This window comes from bacterium (genome assembly GCA_026414725.1).
In the GTDB taxonomy this organism is placed as follows: domain Bacteria; phylum Ratteibacteria; class UBA8468; order B48-G9; family JAFGKM01; genus JAAYXZ01.
Genome location: JAOAIL010000001.1, coordinates 99101 through 122586, shown reverse-complemented (window position 1 = coordinate 122586; position 23486 = coordinate 99101). Strand labels below are relative to the sequence as shown.

Annotated in this window: 21 protein-coding genes and 1 pseudogene; 12 read left to right on the top strand and 10 right to left on the bottom strand. The window is 36.9% G+C overall.

Annotated elements, in window-relative coordinates; translation table 11 throughout:
* Positions 1-13 precede the first annotated feature (13 nt).
* Entirely contained in the window at positions 14-1093 is a 1080-nt protein-coding gene (ispG, locus tag N3D17_00605; GenBank protein ID MCX8081895.1) for a flavodoxin-dependent (E)-4-hydroxy-3-methylbut-2-enyl-diphosphate synthase, read from the top strand.
* Positions 1081-1992 (top strand): Gfo/Idh/MocA family oxidoreductase, encoded by a 912-nt coding sequence (locus tag N3D17_00600; protein ID MCX8081894.1) that lies wholly within the window; start codon positions 1081-1083, stop codon positions 1990-1992. Before ispG ends, N3D17_00600 begins: the two co-directional genes overlap by 13 nt.
* A gap of 18 nt (positions 1993-2010) precedes the next feature.
* Here the strand turns inward: N3D17_00600 and N3D17_00595 are convergent, their stop codons facing one another.
* From N3D17_00595 to N3D17_00585, 3 genes are all read right to left on the bottom strand, one after another.
* Positions 2011-3426 (bottom strand): DUF4139 domain-containing protein, encoded by a 1416-nt coding sequence (locus tag N3D17_00595; protein MCX8081893.1) that lies wholly within the window; start codon positions 3424-3426, stop codon positions 2011-2013.
* Complete coding sequence (locus tag N3D17_00590; GenBank protein ID MCX8081892.1) at positions 3423-5939, bottom strand: non-lysosomal glucosylceramidase; 2517 nt, start codon at positions 5937-5939, stop codon at positions 3423-3425. The genes N3D17_00595 and N3D17_00590 overlap by 4 nt, the downstream gene beginning before the upstream one ends.
* Positions 5905-7062, bottom strand: coding sequence for a DUF1343 domain-containing protein (locus tag N3D17_00585; protein MCX8081891.1), 1158 nt, complete (start codon positions 7060-7062; stop codon positions 5905-5907). The genes N3D17_00590 and N3D17_00585 overlap by 35 nt, the downstream gene beginning before the upstream one ends.
* Before the next feature lie 236 nt (positions 7063-7298).
* Between N3D17_00585 and N3D17_00580 the strand changes: the two genes are divergently transcribed.
* The 9 genes and pseudogenes from N3D17_00580 to N3D17_00540 all read left to right on the top strand — a co-directional run bounded on the left by N3D17_00580 (position 7299) and on the right by N3D17_00540 (position 16866).
* Positions 7299-8306, top strand: a complete 1008-nt coding sequence (locus N3D17_00580) for a LacI family transcriptional regulator (GenBank protein MCX8081890.1) — start codon at positions 7299-7301, stop codon at positions 8304-8306.
* Positions 8307-8330: 24 nt separating this feature from the next.
* A pseudogene (locus N3D17_00575) lies at positions 8331-8417 on the top strand (prepilin-type N-terminal cleavage/methylation domain-containing protein).
* The gene (locus N3D17_00570) at positions 8391-9104 is read left to right on the top strand and encodes a DUF1559 domain-containing protein (protein ID MCX8081889.1); all 714 of its coding nucleotides are present in this window, start codon (positions 8391-8393) and stop codon (positions 9102-9104) included. The pseudogene N3D17_00575 and the gene N3D17_00570 overlap by 27 nt, the downstream one beginning before the upstream one ends.
* Before the next feature lie 29 nt (positions 9105-9133).
* On the top strand, positions 9134-12085 hold the full coding sequence (locus N3D17_00565) for a hypothetical protein (GenBank protein MCX8081888.1): 2952 nt from the start codon (positions 9134-9136) through the stop codon (positions 12083-12085).
* A 12-nt stretch (positions 12086-12097) separates the two neighbouring features.
* The gene (locus tag N3D17_00560; GenBank protein ID MCX8081887.1) at positions 12098-12919 is read left to right on the top strand and encodes a DUF1559 domain-containing protein; all 822 of its coding nucleotides are present in this window, start codon (positions 12098-12100) and stop codon (positions 12917-12919) included.
* A gap of 74 nt (positions 12920-12993) precedes the next feature.
* The gene (locus N3D17_00555; protein MCX8081886.1) at positions 12994-14361 is read left to right on the top strand and encodes a trimethylamine methyltransferase family protein; all 1368 of its coding nucleotides are present in this window, start codon (positions 12994-12996) and stop codon (positions 14359-14361) included.
* Positions 14362-14466: 105 nt separating this feature from the next.
* Positions 14467-15204, top strand: a complete 738-nt coding sequence (locus N3D17_00550) for an inositol monophosphatase (protein ID MCX8081885.1) — start codon at positions 14467-14469, stop codon at positions 15202-15204.
* On the top strand, positions 15198-16544 hold the full coding sequence (locus tag N3D17_00545) for an ATP-binding protein (GenBank protein ID MCX8081884.1): 1347 nt from the start codon (positions 15198-15200) through the stop codon (positions 16542-16544). Before N3D17_00550 ends, N3D17_00545 begins: the two co-directional genes overlap by 7 nt.
* A 1-nt stretch (position 16545) precedes the next feature.
* Positions 16546-16866, top strand: coding sequence for a hypothetical protein (locus N3D17_00540; protein ID MCX8081883.1), 321 nt, complete (start codon positions 16546-16548; stop codon positions 16864-16866).
* Here the strand turns inward: N3D17_00540 and speB are convergent.
* The 3 genes from speB to N3D17_00525 are packed head-to-tail and all read right to left on the bottom strand — an operon-like array spanning position 16863 to position 19323.
* On the bottom strand, positions 16863-17738 hold the full coding sequence (gene speB / locus N3D17_00535) for an agmatinase (protein ID MCX8081882.1): 876 nt from the start codon (positions 17736-17738) through the stop codon (positions 16863-16865). The genes N3D17_00540 and speB overlap by 4 nt on opposite strands.
* Before the next feature lie 15 nt (positions 17739-17753).
* Positions 17754-18299, bottom strand: a complete 546-nt coding sequence (locus N3D17_00530; protein ID MCX8081881.1) for an arginine decarboxylase, pyruvoyl-dependent — start codon at positions 18297-18299, stop codon at positions 17754-17756.
* Positions 18289-19323, bottom strand: coding sequence for a radical SAM protein (locus N3D17_00525; protein ID MCX8081880.1), 1035 nt, complete (start codon positions 19321-19323; stop codon positions 18289-18291). The genes N3D17_00530 and N3D17_00525 overlap by 11 nt, the downstream gene beginning before the upstream one ends.
* Positions 19324-19405: 82 nt before the next feature.
* Between N3D17_00525 and N3D17_00520 the strand changes: the two genes are divergently transcribed.
* Positions 19406-20221 (top strand): sugar phosphate isomerase/epimerase, encoded by an 816-nt coding sequence (locus N3D17_00520; GenBank protein MCX8081879.1) that lies wholly within the window; start codon positions 19406-19408, stop codon positions 20219-20221.
* On the opposite strand, the gene N3D17_00515 is transcribed toward N3D17_00520, so the two are convergent.
* The 4 genes from N3D17_00515 to N3D17_00500 form a co-directional block, all read right to left on the bottom strand.
* Positions 20199-21044: a CehA/McbA family metallohydrolase gene (locus N3D17_00515; GenBank protein MCX8081878.1), complete on the bottom strand. Its 846-nt coding sequence runs from the start codon at positions 21042-21044 to the stop codon at positions 20199-20201. The genes N3D17_00520 and N3D17_00515 overlap by 23 nt on opposite strands.
* A 72-nt stretch (positions 21045-21116) precedes the next feature.
* On the bottom strand, positions 21117-22781 hold the full coding sequence (locus N3D17_00510) for a GspE/PulE family protein (protein MCX8081877.1): 1665 nt from the start codon (positions 22779-22781) through the stop codon (positions 21117-21119).
* Positions 22778-23248 (bottom strand): TlpA family protein disulfide reductase, encoded by a 471-nt coding sequence (locus tag N3D17_00505; protein MCX8081876.1) that lies wholly within the window; start codon positions 23246-23248, stop codon positions 22778-22780. The genes N3D17_00510 and N3D17_00505 overlap by 4 nt, the downstream gene beginning before the upstream one ends.
* 14 nt (positions 23249-23262) lie before the next feature.
* Positions 23263-23466, bottom strand: a complete 204-nt coding sequence (locus N3D17_00500; GenBank protein MCX8081875.1) for a hypothetical protein — start codon at positions 23464-23466, stop codon at positions 23263-23265.
* Positions 23467-23486 lie beyond the last annotated feature (20 nt).

The window sequence follows — 23486 nt, the reverse complement described above, 5'->3', positions numbered from 1 at the left end:
GATAGATAGAGAAATGAAAGAGATAAAAAGGAAGACAAAAAAGGTAAAGGTAGGTAATGTATATATAGGAGGTAATGCACCTATATCTGTTCAGGGGATGACAAAATGCAGCACAGCAGATATAAACAGTTTGATAACTGAAGCAAAAAGGATGATAAGGGCAGGGGCAGAGATTATAAGAGTAGCGGTCCTTAACGAGGAAGATATAAAAGGGCTGAAGGTTCTTAAAGACAAGATAAATATTCCTCTGGTAGCAGATATACATTACCATAAAAAACTTGCTTTTCTTGCTATAGAAAATGGTGCGGATAAGATACGGATAAACCCTGGGAATATGCTTCAAAGGGATATAAAAGAGATAGTGAAAGTAGCAAAAGAAAAAGGTATAGCCATTCGGATAGGTATAAACTCTGGTTCTGTGAAGATAGGAAGTAATCTTGTAAAAAGCATGGTATCTTCTGCTCTGGATACATTAAAACTTATTGAGGATATGGACTTCCATAATACTGTTATCTCTCTAAAGACGCCTTCAGTGAAAGAAACAGTTGCCTGTTATAGAAAAATATCTGAACTCGTGGACTATCCTTTACATTTAGGTATTACAGAAGCAGGAAGGGGTGCCCTTGCATTTAGTAAGTCCGTTTTAGGCATAGGGGTATTATTACTTGAAGGGATAGGAGATACAATACGTGTTTCTCTTACAGAGCCATCATATAAAGAAATAGAGATAGGTAAAGCAATACTCCAGTCAGCCGGTTTAAGAAGATTTGAATCAGAGATTATATCCTGCCCTACCTGCGGTAGAACCCAGGTGAACTTAAAAGATGTCTTGAGGAAAGTTGAAAAAGAAATAAAGGCGCTTGAAGAAAAATATCCAAGAGTAAAGGACTTGAAAATAGCAGTAATGGGATGCAGTGTCAACGGACCTGGAGAGGCGAAACAGGCAGATATAGGAATAGCAGGAGGGAGAGGAAGATTTGCTTTATTTAAAAAAGGTGTTATAATAAGTACCTATTCAGAAAAAACAATTGTAGAAAAGATGTTGACAGAAATCAGGATATTGTTAACGAAAGGAGAGAAATGGAAGAGTTGAAAATTGGAATTATCGGGTTTGATACATCACATGTGCCTGCGTTTACGAGATTACTGAATGATGAAAATGACCCATATCATGTTTCAGGTGGCAAGGTTGTTGCCGGTTATCCTTCATTCAGTCCTGATCTTGAGGCAAGTTATAGTAGGGTGGAGGGTTTTAAGAAAGAGATGGTTGAGAAGTGGGGTATAAAGATAGTATCATCCATAAAGGAATTGTTGAAGGAGGTTGATGCTATACTTCTTGAAAGTGTTGATGGAAGAAGGCACTTAAAGGAGGCAACCCCTGTTATAAAAGCAGGAAAGCCACTTTTTATAGATAAACCACTGGCAGCAAGTTTCAAAGAGGCAAAAAAGATTGTGGAACTGGCAAAAAAGTACAACTGCCCTGTTTTTTCTTCCTCTTCTTTAAGATTTGACTACAACATAAGCAGGGTAAGAAAAAACCCTGAAATTGGAAATATCCTCGGATGTGATGCATTTAGTGCTGCAACAATGGAGCCCACAAATCCTGGATTATTCTGGTATGGGGTACATGGTGTGGAAATTCTTTATACCTTTATGGGAACTGGCTGTAAGAAACTCTTTTCAAAATATACAGAAGGTGCACATTTTGTTGTTGGTGAATGGGAGGACGGCAGGATAGGAACAGTAAGGGGAACAAGGAAAGGACCGCATTCTTATGGGGCGAGGGTATTTGGAGAAAAGAAGGTAGAACAGGTTACTCATTCCCCTGAAGTACCATTTTATTCACAGTTGCTTAAGGAGATCATACCTTTCTTCCAGACAGGTAAGAGTCCTGTCCCTCTGGAAGAAACTCTTGAGATAATGCAGTTTATGCAGGCAGCACTTCTGAGTGAAAAGAAAGGTAAAGAGGTACTACTCTCATCTATCAGGTGAAGAGAGAGATAAAATAGATTAAAACCTGTATTCAGCAGTATAGGTTATCTTTGTTTCTCCGTCAGCAGGTATATTTACTTCAAATGTAAGGGTTGTAGCATCCTCTTTTTTATACTCATGGCTTGACTGTACAACCTTCCAGTCACCCCATTGCCTTTCTATTACTTTTACCACCACTGGCTCTTTTTTGTGGTTTCTTAAAATAATCTCATAAGAATCCCGATACAGATTTACCGCTAACTTTTTGTGGTCTGTAACCTTTCTTTCTCCCACAATATCAAAGGCATTACCTAAATAAAGTGATATCTTTTCATCCTTTGGGGTGTGGTCTATCTGGTTTTCTCCGATGAATTGTAATGACTTATCTATATCCGCCTTATAGACCTTTACTGTCCCTTTTGGTAAAGGTATACCAAGTCCATTTTCCTTACTGTTTTTGAATTCTATATTTACTCCCACCTTTTTATTACATTGAAGTCCCTGCCAGTTGTCATAGTAGTACCAACTGTATAACGCACCGCTGTAGGTATATACCTTATTTACAGATACCTTTGGAGCGGTAAGTAAACTTATCTGTTTTGTCTGATTGTTTTTAAGTGTGGTCTTTCTCTGGAGTTCGTAAAGGTGGTATTCAAACAGTTGTCTTTCTTCAAACTGCTCAGCGGAGGGAATAGCAGCCGCCTTCATCACCATATCACTAACAATTCCTTCTCTCCTCTGAACCCTGAAAACATCCCCCGCAACAAGTTTCAGTGAGGCATTTTCGTAGTCAGTTCCACTTCTATTATCAATTGTTACCCAGCCGGTAAGTGATATGGACTTTTCATCATCAGATACAGCAGCCACATAGTCAGCCACCCAGTTGATTCCACCTGTAATATAACTTACCTCAACATCGTGTGTACCTGGCTTATTATTTACGATAGACCATACAAGTGTTGGCTTTGTTATCAGTCCTTCAGGTAGTTGTGGGAATTCAATATCCCTTACATTTTCTCTGTTTATCATAAAGACAGGTCCTTTTTCCTTATCTTCCACAAGTACAATCTGGCTTCCATCATAACTGGCAAGGTATCCGGTATACCTGACATCATCCTGAGATATTACACTTATTACCTTATCAACATACTTTGAAAGGAGTTTGTCTGCACTTACAAGGTCATATTCAAAGTTCTGTTCCAGTATCCCGCACTTATCAGGTGCTGTGATGGACTTAAAATGGACACTCGCTGGCTCAATATTGCCTGCAATATCAACAAACCGTATTTCACTCTTCCCTTCTTTTAGATTGATACTCCTTACATCCCTTACGAGCGCAAAGTTCTGGTTGTATACAGTTAAACTTACATCCTTTCTCTTCATCTCCTGGGCAAATCCAGTAAGCGATATACACAGAAGCAACACCATTACTACAAAAACCATCTTTCTTTTCATCTTCCACCTCCATATTTTTTGTATTCAATCCTTTTTATCTCTATTTCTCCTGAACACACCTTGACAAATGGTTTTTTATCCTTTACACCTGCGAGTCCATATCCTGTAGATGTGCAGAAGAAACAGGAAAAGTTCCCTTTTATAGAAGGGTTGATATAAAGTATCTTTTCTACAGCATCATAGCGGATACCTGTTAGCCCCTGAAGCAGTCCATAGGAAGAGAGAGCCCTTCCATACCAGTGCCCGCATTCATACTCATCAAATGGATTTCTTTTTGTCCCATCATATCTTTTTCTTGCTGTCCTGACAATCTCCAGTCCTTCTTTTACCCTTCCAAATATCATAAGGTGTGAAGCCACCTGATATTCAATACCCGTCCATACCTCATTAGAATAAGGAAAAGGAAATGTTAATTTTCCTCCTTTGGGCCAGGTGCAGAGAAGCAGTCCACCATCATTTCCAATAGCATATCCAGGTCTCTGTGGATTAATATGGTCTATAAGTGATTTTTTGAAGTTGTATTTGAATACAGAGAGCAGATGTCTTTTAACTTTTTTATTATCCAGTATTTCACCTATTCCACACACCTCTGCCAGCCACGCTCCTAAAACACCATCTGCAAGGCATCCCTTTCCATACTGTTTACTCGGTCCCTCTTTTTTTATAACCTCCATTACCTCATCCAACCATGCAGGACAGAGCCCTGCATATCTTGTTTTTTCATAGAGGTTCTTAATTGCTTCTCTGTCTTCTGTGTATTTTTTTTCTGTGGGGTCTTCTGTTTTCAGTCCTTTCCATCTGATATCCTGATAAAAATATTCTCCATTGAAAAGATGTTTTTCTAAGTATCTTCTACCCTTTTTATAAAGTTTGCGGTAAAGTGGGATATCTTCACCCAGCGCTTCCGCTATAAGAGATGCAGATTTAAGTGCACCGAGATAAATACTGCAACACATACCATCAGGTCCCCAGAACTCAATATCATAGGTGTTATGATGCGGTTCTTCTAATATCCCTTTATGTTCAGGGTCCCATGTCTCTATACAGTAATCTAAACTTTTCTTTACCTTTTCCCATATACTTTTCAGCCATCGGGTATTACCACTTATTCTCCAATCCCTGTAAACTTTTATAATACCACCCAGTTGTCCATCCGCTGCAGGATGGAATCTGTGGACAGATGGACGGATAGGGAGCCATGCACGAAATTCCTGATGTCCTTGTTCGTCCTGCATCTCATTAAATTCTGTTTCTCTAAGTGTCCTTTCAAGTGATGGAAAAAGGTGTGGGATTGCCTGTGCATAGTTCCAGACATGGGTACAGGAGCCAGGACAGCAACCGTATGTATCACTGCATCCTTCCCAGCACCAGAGCCGGCCATCTATCTGTCGCAGGACTGTTGGAGATTTAAGTATGGAAAGGTTCGCAGATNCAGCATCAATGATTTCTGCCGGTATGGATGAACTGTAAAAACACTCTGTAAATTTTTCTGTCTCTTCCTTTAATCCATTATAATTTTCTGCCCAGTATCTGGCTACCTCCTGAATATTATTGAATCTACCTGCATACCAGGGTTTGTAATATCCTTTTGTATCGTCATCTCCTGTCTTAATGTTGCTATTCGGAACATACCAGCAGAGAAGAATTTTTATTGTCTTTTTACCACCAGCAGGGATTTTGACAGATACATATATACTCGCTCCAGGACTGGCTTGTTCATCCTGTTTGAATGGTGGATTGGAGATAACGCGGGATAGTTCTATCTCTCTCCAGAGAATAGTTGTAAGGTCAAAATTACCAACCCTGAACCACCTGCAGTTTATACCTGCATTTTCTTCTAAAACCATAGCACAGAAACTACCTTCATCATATGGCTTTTCATCAGTTCCATCCTGATAGAGAATAAAGCCCTTATTGTTCAATTCCTTAACCCCACACTTCTTTGTTTCAGTTGCAAGAAAGTTTTTTGAATGGAATGAATAAACTCCTTCAATTGATTTTTTACCTTTATTTATAAAGGTATATTCAAGTGCACAAACAGGAAGAGACAGATCTTCATCTAACGGTATGAAAGGGCTCCACCCGGTAATCTCAACCTTCATCGGCAGTTCTGGATACGCAAGTTTTACTGTGGCAAAAGGGAATCTTGCTGTAAATTCTTCTGTAAAACATCTCGGTAGTCCGTAGATAGTCCCTGTCAGTCCACTACCTCCTCCTGGTATACCATATACCTTCCATTCCGGTATTTCTCCTTCAAGTACCCTCGCTGTCTCAGGGTGGTTTTTAACACAGAAGGCAGAAAACATAAGTGGTTGATTGAATAACTCTGGTTTATGTCTTAAAGATATATGTGTAAAGCCACCATTTCCTTCCAAACATATTGTTCCTGCACCAATCCCTCCCATAGGAAATGCAATATAGTTACGGTTTTTACCCGTATATATCGTCCCTTTCCCTTTCTTTTTTATTACAGACATATCAGTTATATAACAGATACTTTTTTCTCTTTTCAATAAACTCCTTTAAAGATGACTGATATGAATTAACAATCTCTTCTGCCTTTGCTCCTCTCTGGACCAGTTTCCTTATTTTATCACTTCCATTGACCTTATCAAACATATCTATATTAGAAGGAGAGGCAGCAGAAAAATTAAACTTTTCAGGATATAGTTTCAACAGTGCTTCTATTATGTGATAGCATATCTCCACTGGTTTATATTTCCTTTTGTCGGTGATAATAATCCTAAAGCCGTTGCACTCCTGCCCGTTGTAAAGTCCATAAAAAGGAGTGAAATGAAATGTCTGGAAATATACACCTGAAAGTTTTTTGTTGTTCAGATAAGATGTTATCTTTTCTGCATCAATCCATGGTGCACCAACCAGTTTGAAGGGAAGGGTATATCCCACCCCCACATTTACTAATCCTAATTCTCCGAGGATACCAGTGATAGGGTAGAAGAAGGGAGTATCAGGTTCAGGGATGTGAGGGGATGTAGGTATCCATATGAGTCCTGTATCTTCCCATAGCATCTCTCTTTTCCATCCCTCCATTTTTATCACAGTAAGGTTGCAATTTATATTAAGTTCTTTATTAAGAAATAGAGCAATCTCTCCCACAGTCATTCCATGGACATATGGTATTGGAGCAGACCCCACAAATGATTCAAAATTCATATCCAGTACTGGTCCATCTACAAGCAACCCACCCAGTGGATTTGGTCTGTCAAGTACTACAAACTGGATATTATTCTTTGCTACCTCTTCCATACAGTATCTCATTGTAGAGATATAGGTGTATGAGCGTGCTCCAACATCCTGTATATCAAAGATAAGGACATCAATCCCTTTTAACATCTCTGCTGTGGGTCTTCTCGTGGCACCATATAAACTGAATACCTTTATGCCTTTCTCTTCTCCTTCCCCTGTGATGATTCCCATCCTGCCACCTTTAAATCCATGTTCAGGACCAAAGAGTGCAACAAGTTTCACATCAGGCAGCCGAGAGATTATTTCTACAGATGGGATAAGGTTACTGTCCATACCTGTCTGGTTCGTAATAAGTCCAACCTTTTTCCCTTGAAGAAGTGTATGAGATAGAATATCTACTCCCAATTTTACAGATATTTCTCCGCTCATGCAGATTCCAGATAACAGAATAAAGAAGAGAATAAAAAGATGATATCGTGCAGAGTAAAATGATATTTTCTTCATAATTTTAACCTGTTATTTATATTACCACAATTTTATTTTAATCGGAATTCATTATCTGAAAAATATCTCTATTTAAGAATCTCTATTTAAGAATACGTTTAAGTACTTGACAAAATTTAATAAATATGCTATTTTTTTACAAGACAAAGAAAACGTTTAAAATGATTACAGTAAAAGACATTGCAAAGAAACTGGGGATATCTGTAGGAACTGTATCAAAGGCATTAAATGACAGTCCTGACATTTCAAAACATACAAAGGAGAGAGTAAAAAGGGTAGCAAAGGAGATGGGTTATATACCCAACCTGATGGCGCGCTCACTTGTCAGTAAGAAGACCGCTACAATAGGATTCTTAACATCTTTTTTTGATAATCCATCCCATATGGACCGACTTAGAGGTATCCAGTATATCTGTTTTAAAAACCACTATACACTTATAAGTTGTTTCAGCGAAGGTAAAGATGATGAGATAAGTAATGTAAAAAGATTGATTGCGAGAAAAGTAGATGGGCTTATAGTAACATCTTCTTCTAACAGTTCAGAGGTTAAAGCGCTCCTTAAAAACGTAGACGTTCCGTTGGTACTGATGAGTGAAATGATAGATGGGCTGGACTGTGTATATGTAGGTGAGGATGATTATGAGGGTATGCGGATGGCGACAGAGCATCTCATCTCTCTCGGACATAAGAATATTGCTTATTTTGGCAATTCTCCTAATATACCTTCTGATATCAATATGTTGAATGGATACAGATATACACTTGAAAAATATGGAATCCCATATAGGAAGGACTATACATTCTGGGGAAATACAGAAAAAGATATTTTGAAAAAGAACGTGATTTCCCTGATAAATATGGAAAACCCTCCAACAGGTATATTGTGTTGGAGTGATAGTATAGCATTGAATGTTATGAAGGTACTCAGGGAAGCAGGTAAAAAAGTTCCAGAGGATGTTTCTATTGTAGGTTATGATAACATAGAATTACTCTCTTTCTTTGATATCCCTTTAACAACCGTTGGACAGCAAACCTTCATGATAGGACAGAAGTCAGCAGAAGTTTTATTTGAAATGATAGAACAAAGTGAAAAGAGAAACAATCAGAAGATTATATTCACTCCAGAATTGATAATAAGGAACTCTACAGGCCCTGTAAAAGTTAAATAATAAGATTGAAAGAGAGGAAGGGAAATGGAAAGAAGAAGCGGGTTTACCCTAATAGAACTTCTGGTAGTGGTAGCAATCATTGCTATTCTTGCTGCGATATTACTACCAGCACTTTCACAGGCGAGGGAGAGGGCAAGACAGGCAACGTGTTTGAATAATCTTAAGCAGTTAGGACTTGGTTTTATGATGTATCTACAGGATAACGGAGAGTATTTCCCATTACAATCATCAGACCCGAATGACCTTGTGAATATTTACCAGTATAATGTAAAACCCAACAACTGGGCATGGGCAATAGAGAGATATGTAAGAGGAAAGACCTGGACGGATTTTGATAGTGATATAGGTGTTTCTCTGCATAAATATATACTTGTAGAGAGGTTTATGACAGCGCGGTCTAATCCATTTAGATGTCCTAAAGAAATCGCTTTTTCTACATGGGTTACTGAGGATAAGGCATCCTGCAGTTACTGGGGAAACCGATTATTATTGACACCCGACTGGGGTCCTAACAGGAATCGTCGTCTATCAGAGGTAAGGAAAGACAATTCAAAAGTAGTTCTTTTATATGAATGGGGTTTACGGAGAGATGAACAGAGTAAAGATATTGCACGTGCTGGTGTGAATTGTTTCTGGAAGGGCCCCGGGGAGATGTACCCACCCAGACATTCCAGTGGTATGAATGTTCTATTTGTAGATGGACATGCTCAGTGGGTAAAAAATAAATATATGAATTCTACAGACCCTAATTTTTATGCTACTACTGATGAAAATGGGTTTACTTTTGAACGTAATTAATAATATTTAGAATTAAAGGAGATATGAGAATGGGGAAAAAGGTAAATGTTCAGTTTGTAATATGCATGTTTATACTGGTGTTGTGTTGTATTTCCTGCAAGGCGGTTATGAGTAATGGGGCTTTTAAAATGGAAGAAGATAAAGAGTGTTTACTCAATCTTGATTTTAGCAGTGGTGAAGGGTATGAAGGAGATGTTAAAAGTATCATTCCCAATCTTCCTTTTAGATGGGTAATACCTAATGCTGGAGCCAACTATGATATTGTATCAAAATATCCACTTTCACCATGGAATCAGGATAATAGGCGAAGAGCATTAAGGATTAGTGAACGGTCTACAGAAGCGAATAATTATAGTTTTATTATTTCCACCGAACCGGCGACGAAAAGATATATAACTACGGAGATGGACATATACATAGACCCTTCTGCACCATTTGAAATAGCATTGTTATATGTTAATCCTGGTAACTGGAATGAAATAGGTCATGAGGCATGGCATATTAAGAGGCAGGAGAAAGAAGGGACAATCCTTTTTACACCAGATAACTATATTACGATAGAAAGAGGTAAATGGAAGAGGTGGAAGATAGTAACTGATACTGAAACAGGAATTTCTTATCTATGCGAAGAGAAGAAAGAAGGGGAGATATCAGTACTTACATCTGTAGATTTGAACCAGAAAATAGATAGATGTAATGCTTTATTTTTAAGAATGGATTCCGGCTATTCCAATGATTATATATACATAGAACGTATTCAGGTATTCCAAAGCGATAAATTACCTGTAGAGATATCTGGTATAGTAAAAGAGAAGGAAGGAGATAAGAAAGAAGTACTTAGTAATATTCTTCACAATGGCAGTTTTGAAGTAGGAATACAGGGTTGGGGGTGTTATACCCGTGGTGGAGGGCGTGGTGGATATGAGAGAGATATAAAGGTAATGTTTATAGATTCTCAACCCACTATAGAGAAGGATGATACTGCACCTGATGGTAGTCATATATTAAAACTGGTCATGCCGGGTGAGTCATATTTCCGTTTATTTAGCAGGGCATATGCAATAACCAGTGGTGAATATGAACTGACTGGCTATGTAAAGAGTAAAAGGCCTGTAGGTGTATCTTTAGTTCGTGCAGATAAGACAAGTAATAATGTTTTACTTTTAAAGAATATTGAACCATCAGAAAAATGGCAAAGTGTATCTTTAAAGATAACTATTCCAGAAGATATATCAGCAGTTGCAGTACAAATTTTAGGTAGTAATGAAGATAACAGAGAGATGGCTTTTATGTTTGACAATTTCAGGCTATCAAAAAAAGGGGAATACATAAAGGCATCAGAAGAAACGATAGATATCGGTATAGAGACGAATATTTCTGACAGAGTATTTTTTGTTAATGGAAACAATAACCTTGTTTTTAAGGTATATAGTCCTCAGACACTTAAAGGTTCTATTATTTATCAGATAGAGAATGGATGGGGGGAAGTTGTTAGAAAAGGTGAGATTCCATTAGATATTATTGCGGGCATTACTATAGAAAAGCAGGTTGACCTGAAAGGGATATCTACTGGACACTACAGAGTTTTAGCGCAGGTAAAAGGAGAGAAGGGTACCAGTTATGTTGAAGAATTCCTTTTTGGTGTCATCCCAAATCGGGATTTAGGGAAAAAGCCAGAGGATGCATGGGATAGCAGGTTTGGGTGTGAGATGGAGAACAGACCATTTATAATGGAACTTGCCAGAAAGATAGGTATAAGGTGGGTGTTCTGTTTACCTCCACTTTTTACCAGGTGGGAATGTACAGAACCTCTTAAAGGAGAATGGAAATTCTATAATGAAGAGATAAAAAAATTCAGGGATATGGGATTTCATTTAGTAGGGACACTGACAGACCCCCCTTACTGGGCTACTGAACCTGGTAGTAAGAATTATGGAGGTCCCTGGCCTAATACGAATATCCCATCTGACTTTACAAACTGGAAAGAATGGAAGGAGTATGTCCAGAAAGTGGTAAGTGGCTATTATCCAGAAATTAAACACTGGGCTGTATGGAATGAACCAAACCATCCTGGTTATCTACCATTAAAAGAAGGGGAGGACTGGGTTACAAAATATATAAATATACTAAAGCCCACTTATGAAATAGTAAAAACAACAAAACCAGAAGCAAAGGTAGTAGGTGGTGTAGTAACAAATCCAGGCGCATTACCTCCTTTAATCCAGAGTGGTAGTAATTATATGGACATAGTTGCTTTCCACTGGGCATCCTGGTCACCGAAAGGATATTTAAGGAATACAGGAGAAGAGATGGGATTTTTAGGTCCAAAACAAAACTGGGTGAACTGTATTGAAAGGGTGACAGATGCTATGGAAACCACTGGTAAAAAGATGCCTGTGTGGAATACAGAGTGTCATATTACACAGGCAGAGATAACGAAAGAGTTCAGGACCCATCCTCCACTTCCGAGAGAACAAGGAACTCCTCCTATGACATCACTTGACGCTGCAGCAGGTATAGTAAGGCAGTATGTTACAGAGTGGGCAGCAGGCGTAGAAAAAACATTCTACTGGCTTTTCGCTACACAGGAATCCTCCTGGGAAGTAAGAGCAGATAAAACATTTTTAGAGTATGATAGAAGTCCCTGTGCACCTTTGATAACATATGCGGTAATGACACACTTCCTTGAAGATGCTGAGTTTGTAAAATGGGAAAAACAGGTAGATACAAGTGTATGGATTGAAAGACCGACATTCTGGATATTCTATTTTAAAAAGAAAGATGGTTCAAGGATAAGGGTGGTCTGGAGTAATACAGATGCACCACATGAGCTGCTTCTTGATGTGTCTGGTAAGACCGCTGTCTATGATATGTTTGGAGGATATTGTCCTAACCCTGTCTCAATGAGTGGAATGGAGCTTAAAGGACAGGTAATGTTGTGTGTAGGACGTTTCCCTTTTTATGTTGTAGATAATATGTGAGTGTATAAATATATGAAAAGAAGGAAATTCAATTTATCAGGGGCACTGGCAGACAGTACTCTCTGTTATCCCCTGTTTAGAATAGATAACAGAAAATGGAGGTGTGAGATGAGAAGGAAGGGATTTACGCTTATAGAGTTATTGGTAGTGGTAGCAATCATTGCTATTCTTGCAGCGATGTTGCTACCGGCATTATCTCAGGCGAGGGAGAGGGCAAGACAGGCAACGTGTTTGAATAATCTTAAGCAGTTAGGACTTGGTTTTATGATGTATATGCAGGATAATGAAGAATATTTTCCTTCATATACATGGGGACCTATTCTTAATATGAGACCTGGTAACTGGGCTTTATCCATAGAAAAATATGTAAGAGGAAAAACACAGAAAGAGTTCTCTACACTTCAAGAGTATTACGAATTTATGGTGGCAAAATCCACTCCTTTCAGATGTCCCAGTGAACGTGCAAAATCATGGTATATAAACACTGCTCCAGCATCCTGTAGTTATTATGCAAACCGTTTCTTGGTAGATGCTGAAAGACCTGATAGGGTGGTAAAGTTAGCGAGAGTAAAAGGGGACCAGAGTAAAGTTGTCCTGCTTTTTGAATGGTATAACTTACCAGGTTTTCAAACAACTCTTGACTATCCCGGAGATGTTTTGAACGCAGGAAGAGAGTATTTCTGGAGATATTCATATCCTGCGAGACATTCAGGTGGTGTGAATGTTCTGTTTGTAGATGGACATGCCCAACTGGTTAAAAATAAAAATACCCTTTATGGTGATACGAGTATGTATGTTACTGACGAGAACGGATTTACATTTGACTGCAGATAAGAGAGATGTTTTTTAATAATGATTAATGGGGGAGAAAAAATCTCCCCCATTCTTGTATAAAAGGAGATATTTTTATGTTTACATTAAAAGATTGTGAAGACCTTCATAGAGAAATTCTTAAGATATTATCAGAAGTTGGCATTGAAATTGGAAATGAAAATATTCTTGATGCACTTTCAGGGATAGGAGCAAGAGTAGATAAAAAGAATATGCGTGTTTATTTCCCTGAAAAAATGGTAGAAGAGTTTCTTTCCCATGTTCCAAAAGAAAACTGGGATACCCGCAGATCTAATTTTTGGGGAAGATGTGGAGTTTTTGGTCCTGGCTGGTATATTAATCCTGATAATAATGAATTTGTTCCACTGGATAGTTCTCATCTTGAGCCCTACTTTAAACTTGCAAAACATCTTCCAGAGATAACAGAATGTTTTCTTACTGGATATCCCTGGTCGCCTTCCCCTGATCTGGCACCGTTATATGAACGTTTTTATTGCTGGAAATATGGTCTTTCTCCTTCAGGTATTCTTTATCCCTTTGAATCAGCAGAACACTTAGAAGAGTTATATTGCGCATATGCGGAGATGAAAGGAAAGAAACCTCATGAGGTCTTTAATGGAGGAATATTTATGATGTCTCCTTTAAAGATAAGCAAAGAGGAAGCAGAACAATTTGCCTGGTGGTGGCAGAAAGGATATCCACTTTATATTACACATATGACAACGGCAGGTCTATCTGCTCCTGTAACCGTACCAGGTTTAGTTGCAATTAATATTGCAGAAGAGATAGCAATAGGACTTATTATAAAAGCATGTTACGGAGTAGAACGTTTATATCTCGGAGCGATGATATCTGTTGTTGATATGCGCACGATGATAAGACCTTATAGTAGACCTGAGATAGTACTAGGAAATTTATTGATATCTTCTATGGCGAGGTATTATGGTGTGGGATGTAATGTCCAGACAGGATTAGCGGACGCGAAAGTGCCCTGCTGGGAAGCAGGTTGCCAGAAGACGATGACCACCTTATCTGCAATACTTTCAGGTGCGGATACACTACTTGATGCAGGATTACTTTCTCTTGACCAGGTATATTCTCCCATACAGATGATATTGGATAATGAACTTGTAGGAGCACTTAAAAGAATTATAAAAGGAAGTGAAGTGAGTGGAGAGACGATAGGGTTTGAGGTTATAAAAGAGGTTGGACCAGGAGGTCTGTTTATTAATCATCTCCATACCGCTCAATATTTCAGGAAAGAGATGTGGGAACCGTCCTTATGGAGCAGGGAGATGTTTAATAACTGGGCTGAAGCAGGAAAAAGGGTAGATATAGATAAGGCAAAAGAGATATACCATACTATAATGGAAAATGCACAGGATATAAACGAACTTACAGAAGATGAAGAACGACAACTTTTGAAAATAATCCATAAAAGATAGGTAGATAATAATCCTGCCTTTAGTATTTTCAAAACTGACCAATCTATAGAATTTCTATGTAATTATAGTAATTTCGGGTATAATTATTTATTTAATGGAGGATAAATGGAGGAAAGATTTGAATTAGCAAAAAAGATGGCTAAAGAGGCAGGATATTTATTAAGAAAAGAATTTGGCAGAGGAGAACTCTCCAGTATAACTCAATATGATGTAAAACTAAAGCAGGATGTGGAAAGTGAAAGGATAATTCTTGATAGGATTGAAAAAAGTTTTCCAGAGGATGGGTATATATCAGAAGAAAAAGGAGAGGAAAGGGGCAGGTCTGGATATATATGGATTATTGACCCTTTAGATGGGACAGTTAATTATTATAGAGGAATTCCACACTGCTGTGTTTCTATTGCCTGTATCAAGGAAGATGATGGTTTTGGTGTTGTCTATGATTTTTGCAGGGATGAGTTGTTTACAGGGTATAAAGACAAAGGTTCTTTTTTGAATGGGAGGAAAATTGAGGTAAGTAAAACGGAAGGGATGAAAGATGTTATATTAAGTTTTGGTTTAATGAAAGGGAGAGAAGAGATAGAAGCAGGACTGAAAATTTTCTGCAACATTGCTGATAAGGTGAAGAAGGTAAGGATGATGGGTTCTGCAGCCCTGGATATATGTTATGTTGCATCAGGCAGGACGGACTTATTTTTTGAGGTAGGACTTAACATATGGGATGTATCAGCAGGTAAAATTATCCTGCAGGAAGCAGGAGGAGAATATAAAGAATATACCAGAGACAACAAAAACTTCTTTTTTGTATCAAATGGTCTTATAAAAATGGAGTGTATATGGTAAAGCCGTTAAAAACAATAAAAGGAACTGTTGAAGTTCTTGTTAAACCAGTGACAGGACTTATAGATGGATTTAACTTTCTAATGAGAAAGATAGAAGAGATAGCAGTGGATAAAAAAGAGAATCCGGAGATAGATGACTTTGTCAATATACTTCTTGATGAAATGAAGGATGTTGAACAGGGGGCTTTAGCATTTTTTACAGAGATGATGTTTATGCAACATCTTTCTGAGAAAATGGCACAGGTTGAGAATGAAGTAACACTTGTCCAGATGTTAGGTAATAAGATAAGAGATTTTATATCTCCATATTTTGTAGAAGTTTTTCTCTGTGGCGCAGATAAAAAGTCATTTCATCTGGCATACCACTATCCTTCTGAAAAGGAGTTCAATCCGGGACTTGTTAAGGATATAGGATATGAGTGTTTTAGAAAAGGAGAGAGCATATTAAAAGAAAAAACAAAATTGGATGGAAGATATTTTTCAATAATAGCAGCACCTTTAAGAACAACGAGAGAAAGATTTGGTGCTGTAGTAGTTGGGAGGAAGGGGAAAGATACATTTAACTCAAAAGAAAGCACACTGGTTATTTCAGGAACTGTGGTGATAAGTTTTGCTATTAGTAATATGAAACTGGTTAATAATATTATTAAAAACCAGCGTCTTGTAACTATAGGAGAGACCATAGGTGGTCTTTCACATGATATAAAAAATATCCTTACAAATCTTGAAAACGGAGTTGAACTTATAGATATAGCGATAGAAAGCAGTAATACAGATATGTTGAAAGAAGGAAGGAATGTTCTCAAAAGCAGTTATGAGAGAATGAAAAATCTTATGCTTTCTATGGTGGACTATTCAAGAGAGAGGGAAATAGAACTTGTTCCAGCAGATATAAATAAAATTATAAAAGATACTATCTATCTTATGGGCGATAGATTGAAAGAAAAAAAAGTAAGAGTTATAGAACATCTGGATAAGAATATCCCTGAGATATATATTGACCCTTCAAGGATAGAAAGGATGCTTATAAATCTTATAGATAATGCTGTTGATGCAGTAAAAGAATTAACAGGAATAATAAAAATAAAGACATCTTTTCTTCCGGATAGGAATATTGTAGAAGTTGTTGTTGAAGATAATGGATGTGGTATACCTGAAGAAAATTTAGACAGAATATTTGATATCTTCTATTCTACAAAAGGAAACAGAGGTACTGGATTTGGATTAGCAGTTGTACAGAAAGTAGTAAAAGAGCATAATGGTGATATTAACGTAAAGTCAAAAGTGGGTAAAGGTACAGTATTTACAATAAGGATACCGGTGAAGAGAAAAGGAGGATGAAATGATAAAATTTGAGCAGTTTAAGGAGATGGATATAAGAATAGGGAAGGTTTTAGATGTTGAGGATGTAGCAGGTGCGGATAAACTGTATCTTCTTACAGTAGATTTGGGAGATGAAACAAGGAAACTAATTGCAGGGATAAAACTCTGGTATGCAAAAGAGCAACTGCTCGGTAAAAATGTAGTTGTTCTTGTTAACCTTGAGCCAAAGGTAATAAAGGGTATTGAAAGTAAAGGGATGTTGCTTGCTACACTGAATAATGATAAATTCTCTATACTTACAACAGACAGGGATGTTTCTCCAGGCAGTAAGGTGTCTTAATCTTTACATGTAATAAATCCAATTATTCTATATATCAGTTTTGCCACAAGAAAGGATGAGGGAGTAAAGTGTTTTGAAGGAGAAAGTTCAACTGTATCAAATCCGACGAGGTTAATGTCTTCCCTCTGGATGAAAGTTCTTAAAAACTCCATTGTTTCATACCATAAAAATCCACCCGGTTCAGGTGTTCCTGTGTCTGGGATAATTGATGGGTCAAAAAAGTCCACATCAAAGGTAAGATAATAATTTCCAGAAGGAAGCATTTTATTTAAAATATCACTCCATTTTTTCCTATGCATCTGATGAGCAAATAATACCTTTACATTTCCATTCTTATTCAGGAAGTTCTTTTCTTCTATACTGATACTTCTTACACCAGCAGAAAAAACAGGAACTCCCAGTTCTGAAATTCTTCTCATCACACAGGCATGACTGAGTTCTGTGCCCTGATATTCCTCTCTAAGGTCTGCATGTGCATCAAGAGAAAGGACTTTTATATCAGAGAAATGTTTCAGATATGCATTTACAAATCCGAGTGAGATTGTATGTTCTCCACCAAGCCCTATGACAAATTTTCTTTTATTGATATAAAAGGATGTTTTCTTTTCAATTCTTGATACCATTGTTTTCAAACTTTTATAGAATGGTTCAATAGGTAGAAGCGTTTTTACTCCCGCTGTATATGGTTCACAATCTAATTCTTCGTCATAAAGTTCTACATAATTGGATGAATAAATGATACTGGATGGACCTTCTTTTGTCCCTGTCTGACAGGAAGTTGTTGCTTCAAAAGGAACAGGAAGTATTACAAATTTTGTTTTTTTTAATGGGATATCAGGAACCCCTAAAAAGTTGTGCTTTATCTCAATCATTGTCTTAATAAAAAGTCATTCCATAATAAACACAGCAGCTGCTATAACAGTTGTCCACAGTCCATTTTTATCTCCCACTGCTGACTGTGTAATATTTGTTGTTTTAACTATTCTGTTGGACATTCTCCAGATTTCTTTTTTCTTATCATAAGAAGAGTCAGGGTCAAACTCAATTCCGAGTATTGTAGCAAGCATTGTTGCAGCGAGGTCTTCTGCATAATCACCAGCTTTATCTTCTGTCTCTCCAAAACCCTCATGTTCAGAGAGATAACCATAATGTGACCTTTCTTTCGGTATAGCAATACCTACCGATGCAGTGATAAGACGGTGTGGTTCATTGGTGGCATTTCTGCTCAAGACCGTATATACAACCTGTCCTGCTTTAAGTTGTGCCAGTCCTGCTTGCTTTGATATAAGTTTACAGTGTGGCGGGAATATACTTGAGATAGAAACAAGATTAAACTGTGCTATCCCTGCATCCCTTAATGCAAGCTCAAAACTTGTTAACTTTTCCTTATGCTTCCCCACTCCTTTGGTCAGAAAGACCTTTTTAGGCATCATATCCATTTTCCCATCCCCCTTTTGTTAATGGACACATTATGTCTTCTTCCATAAAGTCTCCTGTTATACTATAAGCCAGCGCCCTACAACCACGGCAGTGTGTAATTTTACAATTTTTACATTTACCTTTCAAGGGATAAATTCTCAATTTTTCAAGAACGTCAGATTTTTCCCATATATCTTCAAGTTTATTCTGTAATAAATTGCCTATATTGACAGGAAATCTTCTACAGGGATAAACACTGCCATCAGGCATCACAGCTATCCCGTCAATTCCTATAATACAGGGTGCTCCAAAAAGATTATATTTACCCTTATTATCCAATTTGACCATAAAGCCCCTGTAGGGTAAAAGAGAATCCATATCTTTTTCTACCTTACATATCTCACATAGAACATTGATTATATAAAGCCAATCAGGCAATGAAATAATTGACTCTAAAATTTTTCTTCCTCTCCCCCATGGAATGAATCTTTCAAGAACAAAGGCACTGAAATTATAATCCTTAATAAAATCAAACAGATATGGAACATTTTTTACATTTTCTTTTGTCAATGTAAACATCAATATCTTTTCTTTAGGCAGAGCATTTTTTAGATGTTCGCATATATATAAAAACTCGTCGTATGTACCTTTCCCTCTAAACAATTCAAATATTTGTTTATTCATTCCTTCTGCTGATATTTTTAGTGTAAGGTTCTTAAAGTTTTCAAGTAACTTTATATTTCTTTCATTGAGAAAAAATCCATTAGTTATTATCCCTGTTTTTTTCACTTGAGGATGTTTATATATTAGTGAAACTAAAGTGGCCCAATCATTATAGAGAAATGGTTCACCACCCGTTATATCAATTACAAGTTTCTGTCTTCTCTTTTCTACAAAATCCACCATATTTGAAAAAATTTTTTCAAGAGAAGATAGAGGTAACTCACTCTTTGAAGAAAAACTATCCTGATAGCAATGAAGACATCGTAAGTTACATCTGTCTGTTATGTGCCATTGTATATGAAAAGTGTTTTCCATTTTGATAGATTATATTATAATAAGTAAAAAGTTAAAAATAATAAGTCAAAACGGAAAGTTTAAGAAACATAAGGAGAAACGTATGTTTAGAACTCTTCCAGCAGATGTTTTTGATAAGGATACAGGGATACGAGAGAAATTACGACTTGCTACAATTGGTAGTTTTCAAGGGGTTGAAATTAATATAGAGGAAATATCCATTCTTATAAAAGAACATTCTCCTGCATATGTTAAAGGAATGTTTGACTCTTTTAATCTAAAAGCAGGTATATGGAAACTTCCATTTTCTTTAGATAGTGAACAGAGAATTTACGATAAAGGTATTGAAAAACTTGAAAATTATGCAAGAAACGCTTCCTATCTGGAAGCATTCAGAGCAGTAACTTATATAGAATTAGGTAGTAGTAAACTATTGAAAGACAATATCAGTTTCTATATTGAACGTCTTTATTCTGTAGCAAAGATTCTCAATGATTATGGATGTAAAATAGGTATATATTTTGAACACCATAAACATTTTTTACCGGTGGAGATTACGCGACTGTGTAATAAGATAAAAACAGGTAATGCTGGATTTGTTCTCTCTGCGAGACAATGGTATCTTTCAGGTGGTGAGATTGGAGAATTAAAAAAGGTCTCAAAAGAAGATATAGTATATGTGTTGGTTGGGGACATATCATCTGAAAAGAAAGGAAGATATATGCCAGGGGAAACAGGTATTATTAATATTCCTGTATTTCTTAATACACTTGCAGATGTTGGTTATGATGGACCTGTCTCTCCGGAGATACCTGACAGGGAGTTATTAACAATCCCGTCAGAGATAGTGGTAAGATTACTTGGGGGATCGTTGCTTAAAGTATGGAAAAAGGCATTTACAGAAAAACAACAGGATTAGTCCATGCTTTTTTTCCATATCTATCAGTTATTTCTATTCTGATATATATTTCATTCCCTTTAATTTGATACTCTGCATATCTAATATCTTTTCCAGAGAATCTCTTTCCAAGTGAGTTATATCCTATAAAGTCAATATATTCAGCAGGGTCACATTCTACAGAGATAATGTTATCTTCCAATGAGATATTCTTTATCGAAACACCTGTGGAAGAATAAAAATGCCCTTTTTTGATGGAAAGAGCGATATCTTCTTTATCACATCTGCTACTCCGTACCATTATAAAACCGCTACCGATATGTTCCTCCGAATGACTATCATCAACAGCAAAACCGAATATCTTTTTTCCTGTCTGTAAAACTTCATCAAGATGTATACTGGAATATCCTTTCCCTATAAGATGGTGACAGACATTGTTATATACCTCAATCCCTGTATATCCATTCAGTTGTAAAAGGTCTGAAGATGTCTTTCCACTCCAGTAGGGATGTGCAATAATTACCAATGATGAATTTTCTTTCAACATATCTATAACCTTCTGTATTGTGGTTTCTTCCGAAGCGAATCCATTTTTCACTTCTATGCCTACGATATGAAATCCTTCGGGATGTAATTCTACCCCTCTCATTACAAGCATATTTTTATGTTGTATTTCTTTGCTTATTATGTTGTGGTCTGTAATTGCAATGAATTGATAACCCTTTTTACTGTAAAGTTCACATATTTCTTCTGCTGTATATTTCCCGTCAGAGATATTTGTATGTGTATGCAGGTTACCTTTATACCAATTCCCTTTACCTTCAAAAGGATTAATAATCTCCATAGCAAAACTCCTTTCACGTATTTTGTAATTTACTATCAACTTTACTTTTCTGCAAATACTTTATTTATACATTTATTTCTTAGTGGAATAAAGGACCTCTGAGATAGTGGTTACCCCATCAAGTACTTTTATTATTCCATCTTCACGGAGTGATTTCATACCTGACTTTCTTGCAATTTCAGTTATTCTTGATACCTCTGGGTTTATCATTATTTCTCTTCTTAGTTCCTCATTCATAACCATAAGTTCAAATATACCTGTTCTCCCTCCAAATCCGGTTCCATTACATAGATGACATCCTTTTCCCCTGAAAAGGTATTCTGCATTCTCCTGAGGAATTCCTATCTGTATCAATTCCTCTTTTAATGGTTTATATCTCTCTTTACAGTTGTGGCATATACTCCTTACCAGACGTTGGTTTAGTACTCCTATAAGTGAAGATGAAATAAGATATGGTTCAATACCCATATCTATCAGCCGTACAGGGGCAGCAGGAGCAGTGTTTGTGTGAAGTGTTGAGAATACAAGTTGTCCTGTTTGTGCAGCACGCAGAGCAATTTCTGCTGTTTCTCTGTCTCTTATTTCTCCTATCATCACTATATCAGGGTCCTGTCTCAAAATAGAGCGCAATGCAGTAGCAAATGTAAGTCCTGCCTTTGGATTAATCTGTGTCTGGTCAACATTCTGGATGTGATACTCAACAGGGTCTTCCACAGTAATTATTTTTTTATGGATACTGTCCAGTTCATTCAGAGAAGAATATAATGTTGTTGTTTTTCCACTTCCTGTAGGTCCTGTAACAAGTAAAAGTCCATATGGCTCCTCAAGAAGTGTTCTCCAGCTATGTAGTGTCTGCGGTAGAAAACCAAGTTGTTCAAGTCCTGAAACAATATTCTTTTTGTTCAATACCCTCATAGCAACCATTTCTCCAAAGATTGTAGGAAAGGTTGATATCCTCAGGTCTACATCTATCCCTGAAAGTTTCATTTTGAAGTAACCATCCTGAGGAATTCTTTTCTCTGCTATATCAAGAGATGAAAGTACTTTTATATGAGAGACAATAGCAGGATAAAGTTCAAGTGGTGGTGGAGGAAACTCATAAAGTAACCCATTGATTCTATACCTAAGCTTTACTCCCTCTTCCTCAATCTCTATATGAATATCGGTTGCCTTCAATTCAGTTGCTTTTTTTATCATATCCTCTACTGCTTCTACTGCAGATGCTTCACTGATTTCCGTAATACCTGATGGTTTGAAGACCTTCCCCGCTGACTCAATCTTTTCAACAGGGGATATTACCTTTAAACTTCCCTGTGTTAGATATTTTTCAAGGGCAACTTTCACATCTGCATCTCTGACCAGACGTGGTTCTACCTCCATAGAAGAGATCTTTTTTAATTCTTCTATTACATCTTCATCTGAAGGGTCAACCATACCGCATATAAGTTTTCTTCCTCCTTTATAAACAGGGATGGTTCTATATTTCTTACAGGTAAATTCCGGAAGGGATGTAAGCACCTCTTTGTCAATCTCCATCCCTGATATATTAAGAGGGACTATTTTGAGTTCTTTCAGGACGAAGTTATACCACTGGTCTGCTGTTATGAGTCCAAACTTCACAAGAAGATAGCCAAAGGGAGATCCTGTTTTTTCTTTTTCATTGACAACCATTTCAATCTGGTCACTCTTCAACCCTTCTTTATCAATTAGAATCTTTATAATTTCATCTCTTTTCATAGAAGGTTTTTTACTATTTCTTCCAGTTCTTTTTCTGATATAGCACCAATTTTTTTCTTATAGATATTACCCTGTTTATTTATAATAAAGGTTGTAGGAACAGCCCTTATTCCTCCGTAGAGTGTTTCAATATCTCTATCAGATAGACATACTGTGTAATTTATATTTTTCTCTTTTATCATACTTTTTACATCATCTACAGTTGAAGATACTGCAATTCCGATTATCTCAACTCCTTTGCTTTTATAGACACTGTAAAATTTAACAAAGTCAGGTATTTCTCCTATACATGGTGGACACCACGTTGCCCAGAAGTTAAGTATTATAACCTTGTTTTTATAATCAGAGAGTTTTACTGATTTTCCATTAATATCCTTCAGTGTAAAATCCGGTGCTTTTATTATTTCTGCTTTTGAACAGGATAGAAGTAAAAATACCATAAGGACAGATATAAGTATATTTTTCATAATTACCTCCAGATTTATTGTTTTTTATCTTCAGCCAAAACAGTCAGGTTCTCTTTTATAGCACATAGATGTATAACAGCACAGCACTTTTTATCCATGTCCCACCACGCACAATTTTCCTCAAGGCATAAATCAAAGTCCTCAATGAATTCAGGAACACCAAAGGTTGCTTCTCCTAATGGTCTTTTTTGAGGTCTGAGACGTAAAGGACACTTCATAAGGGCTCACCTCCTTTTTT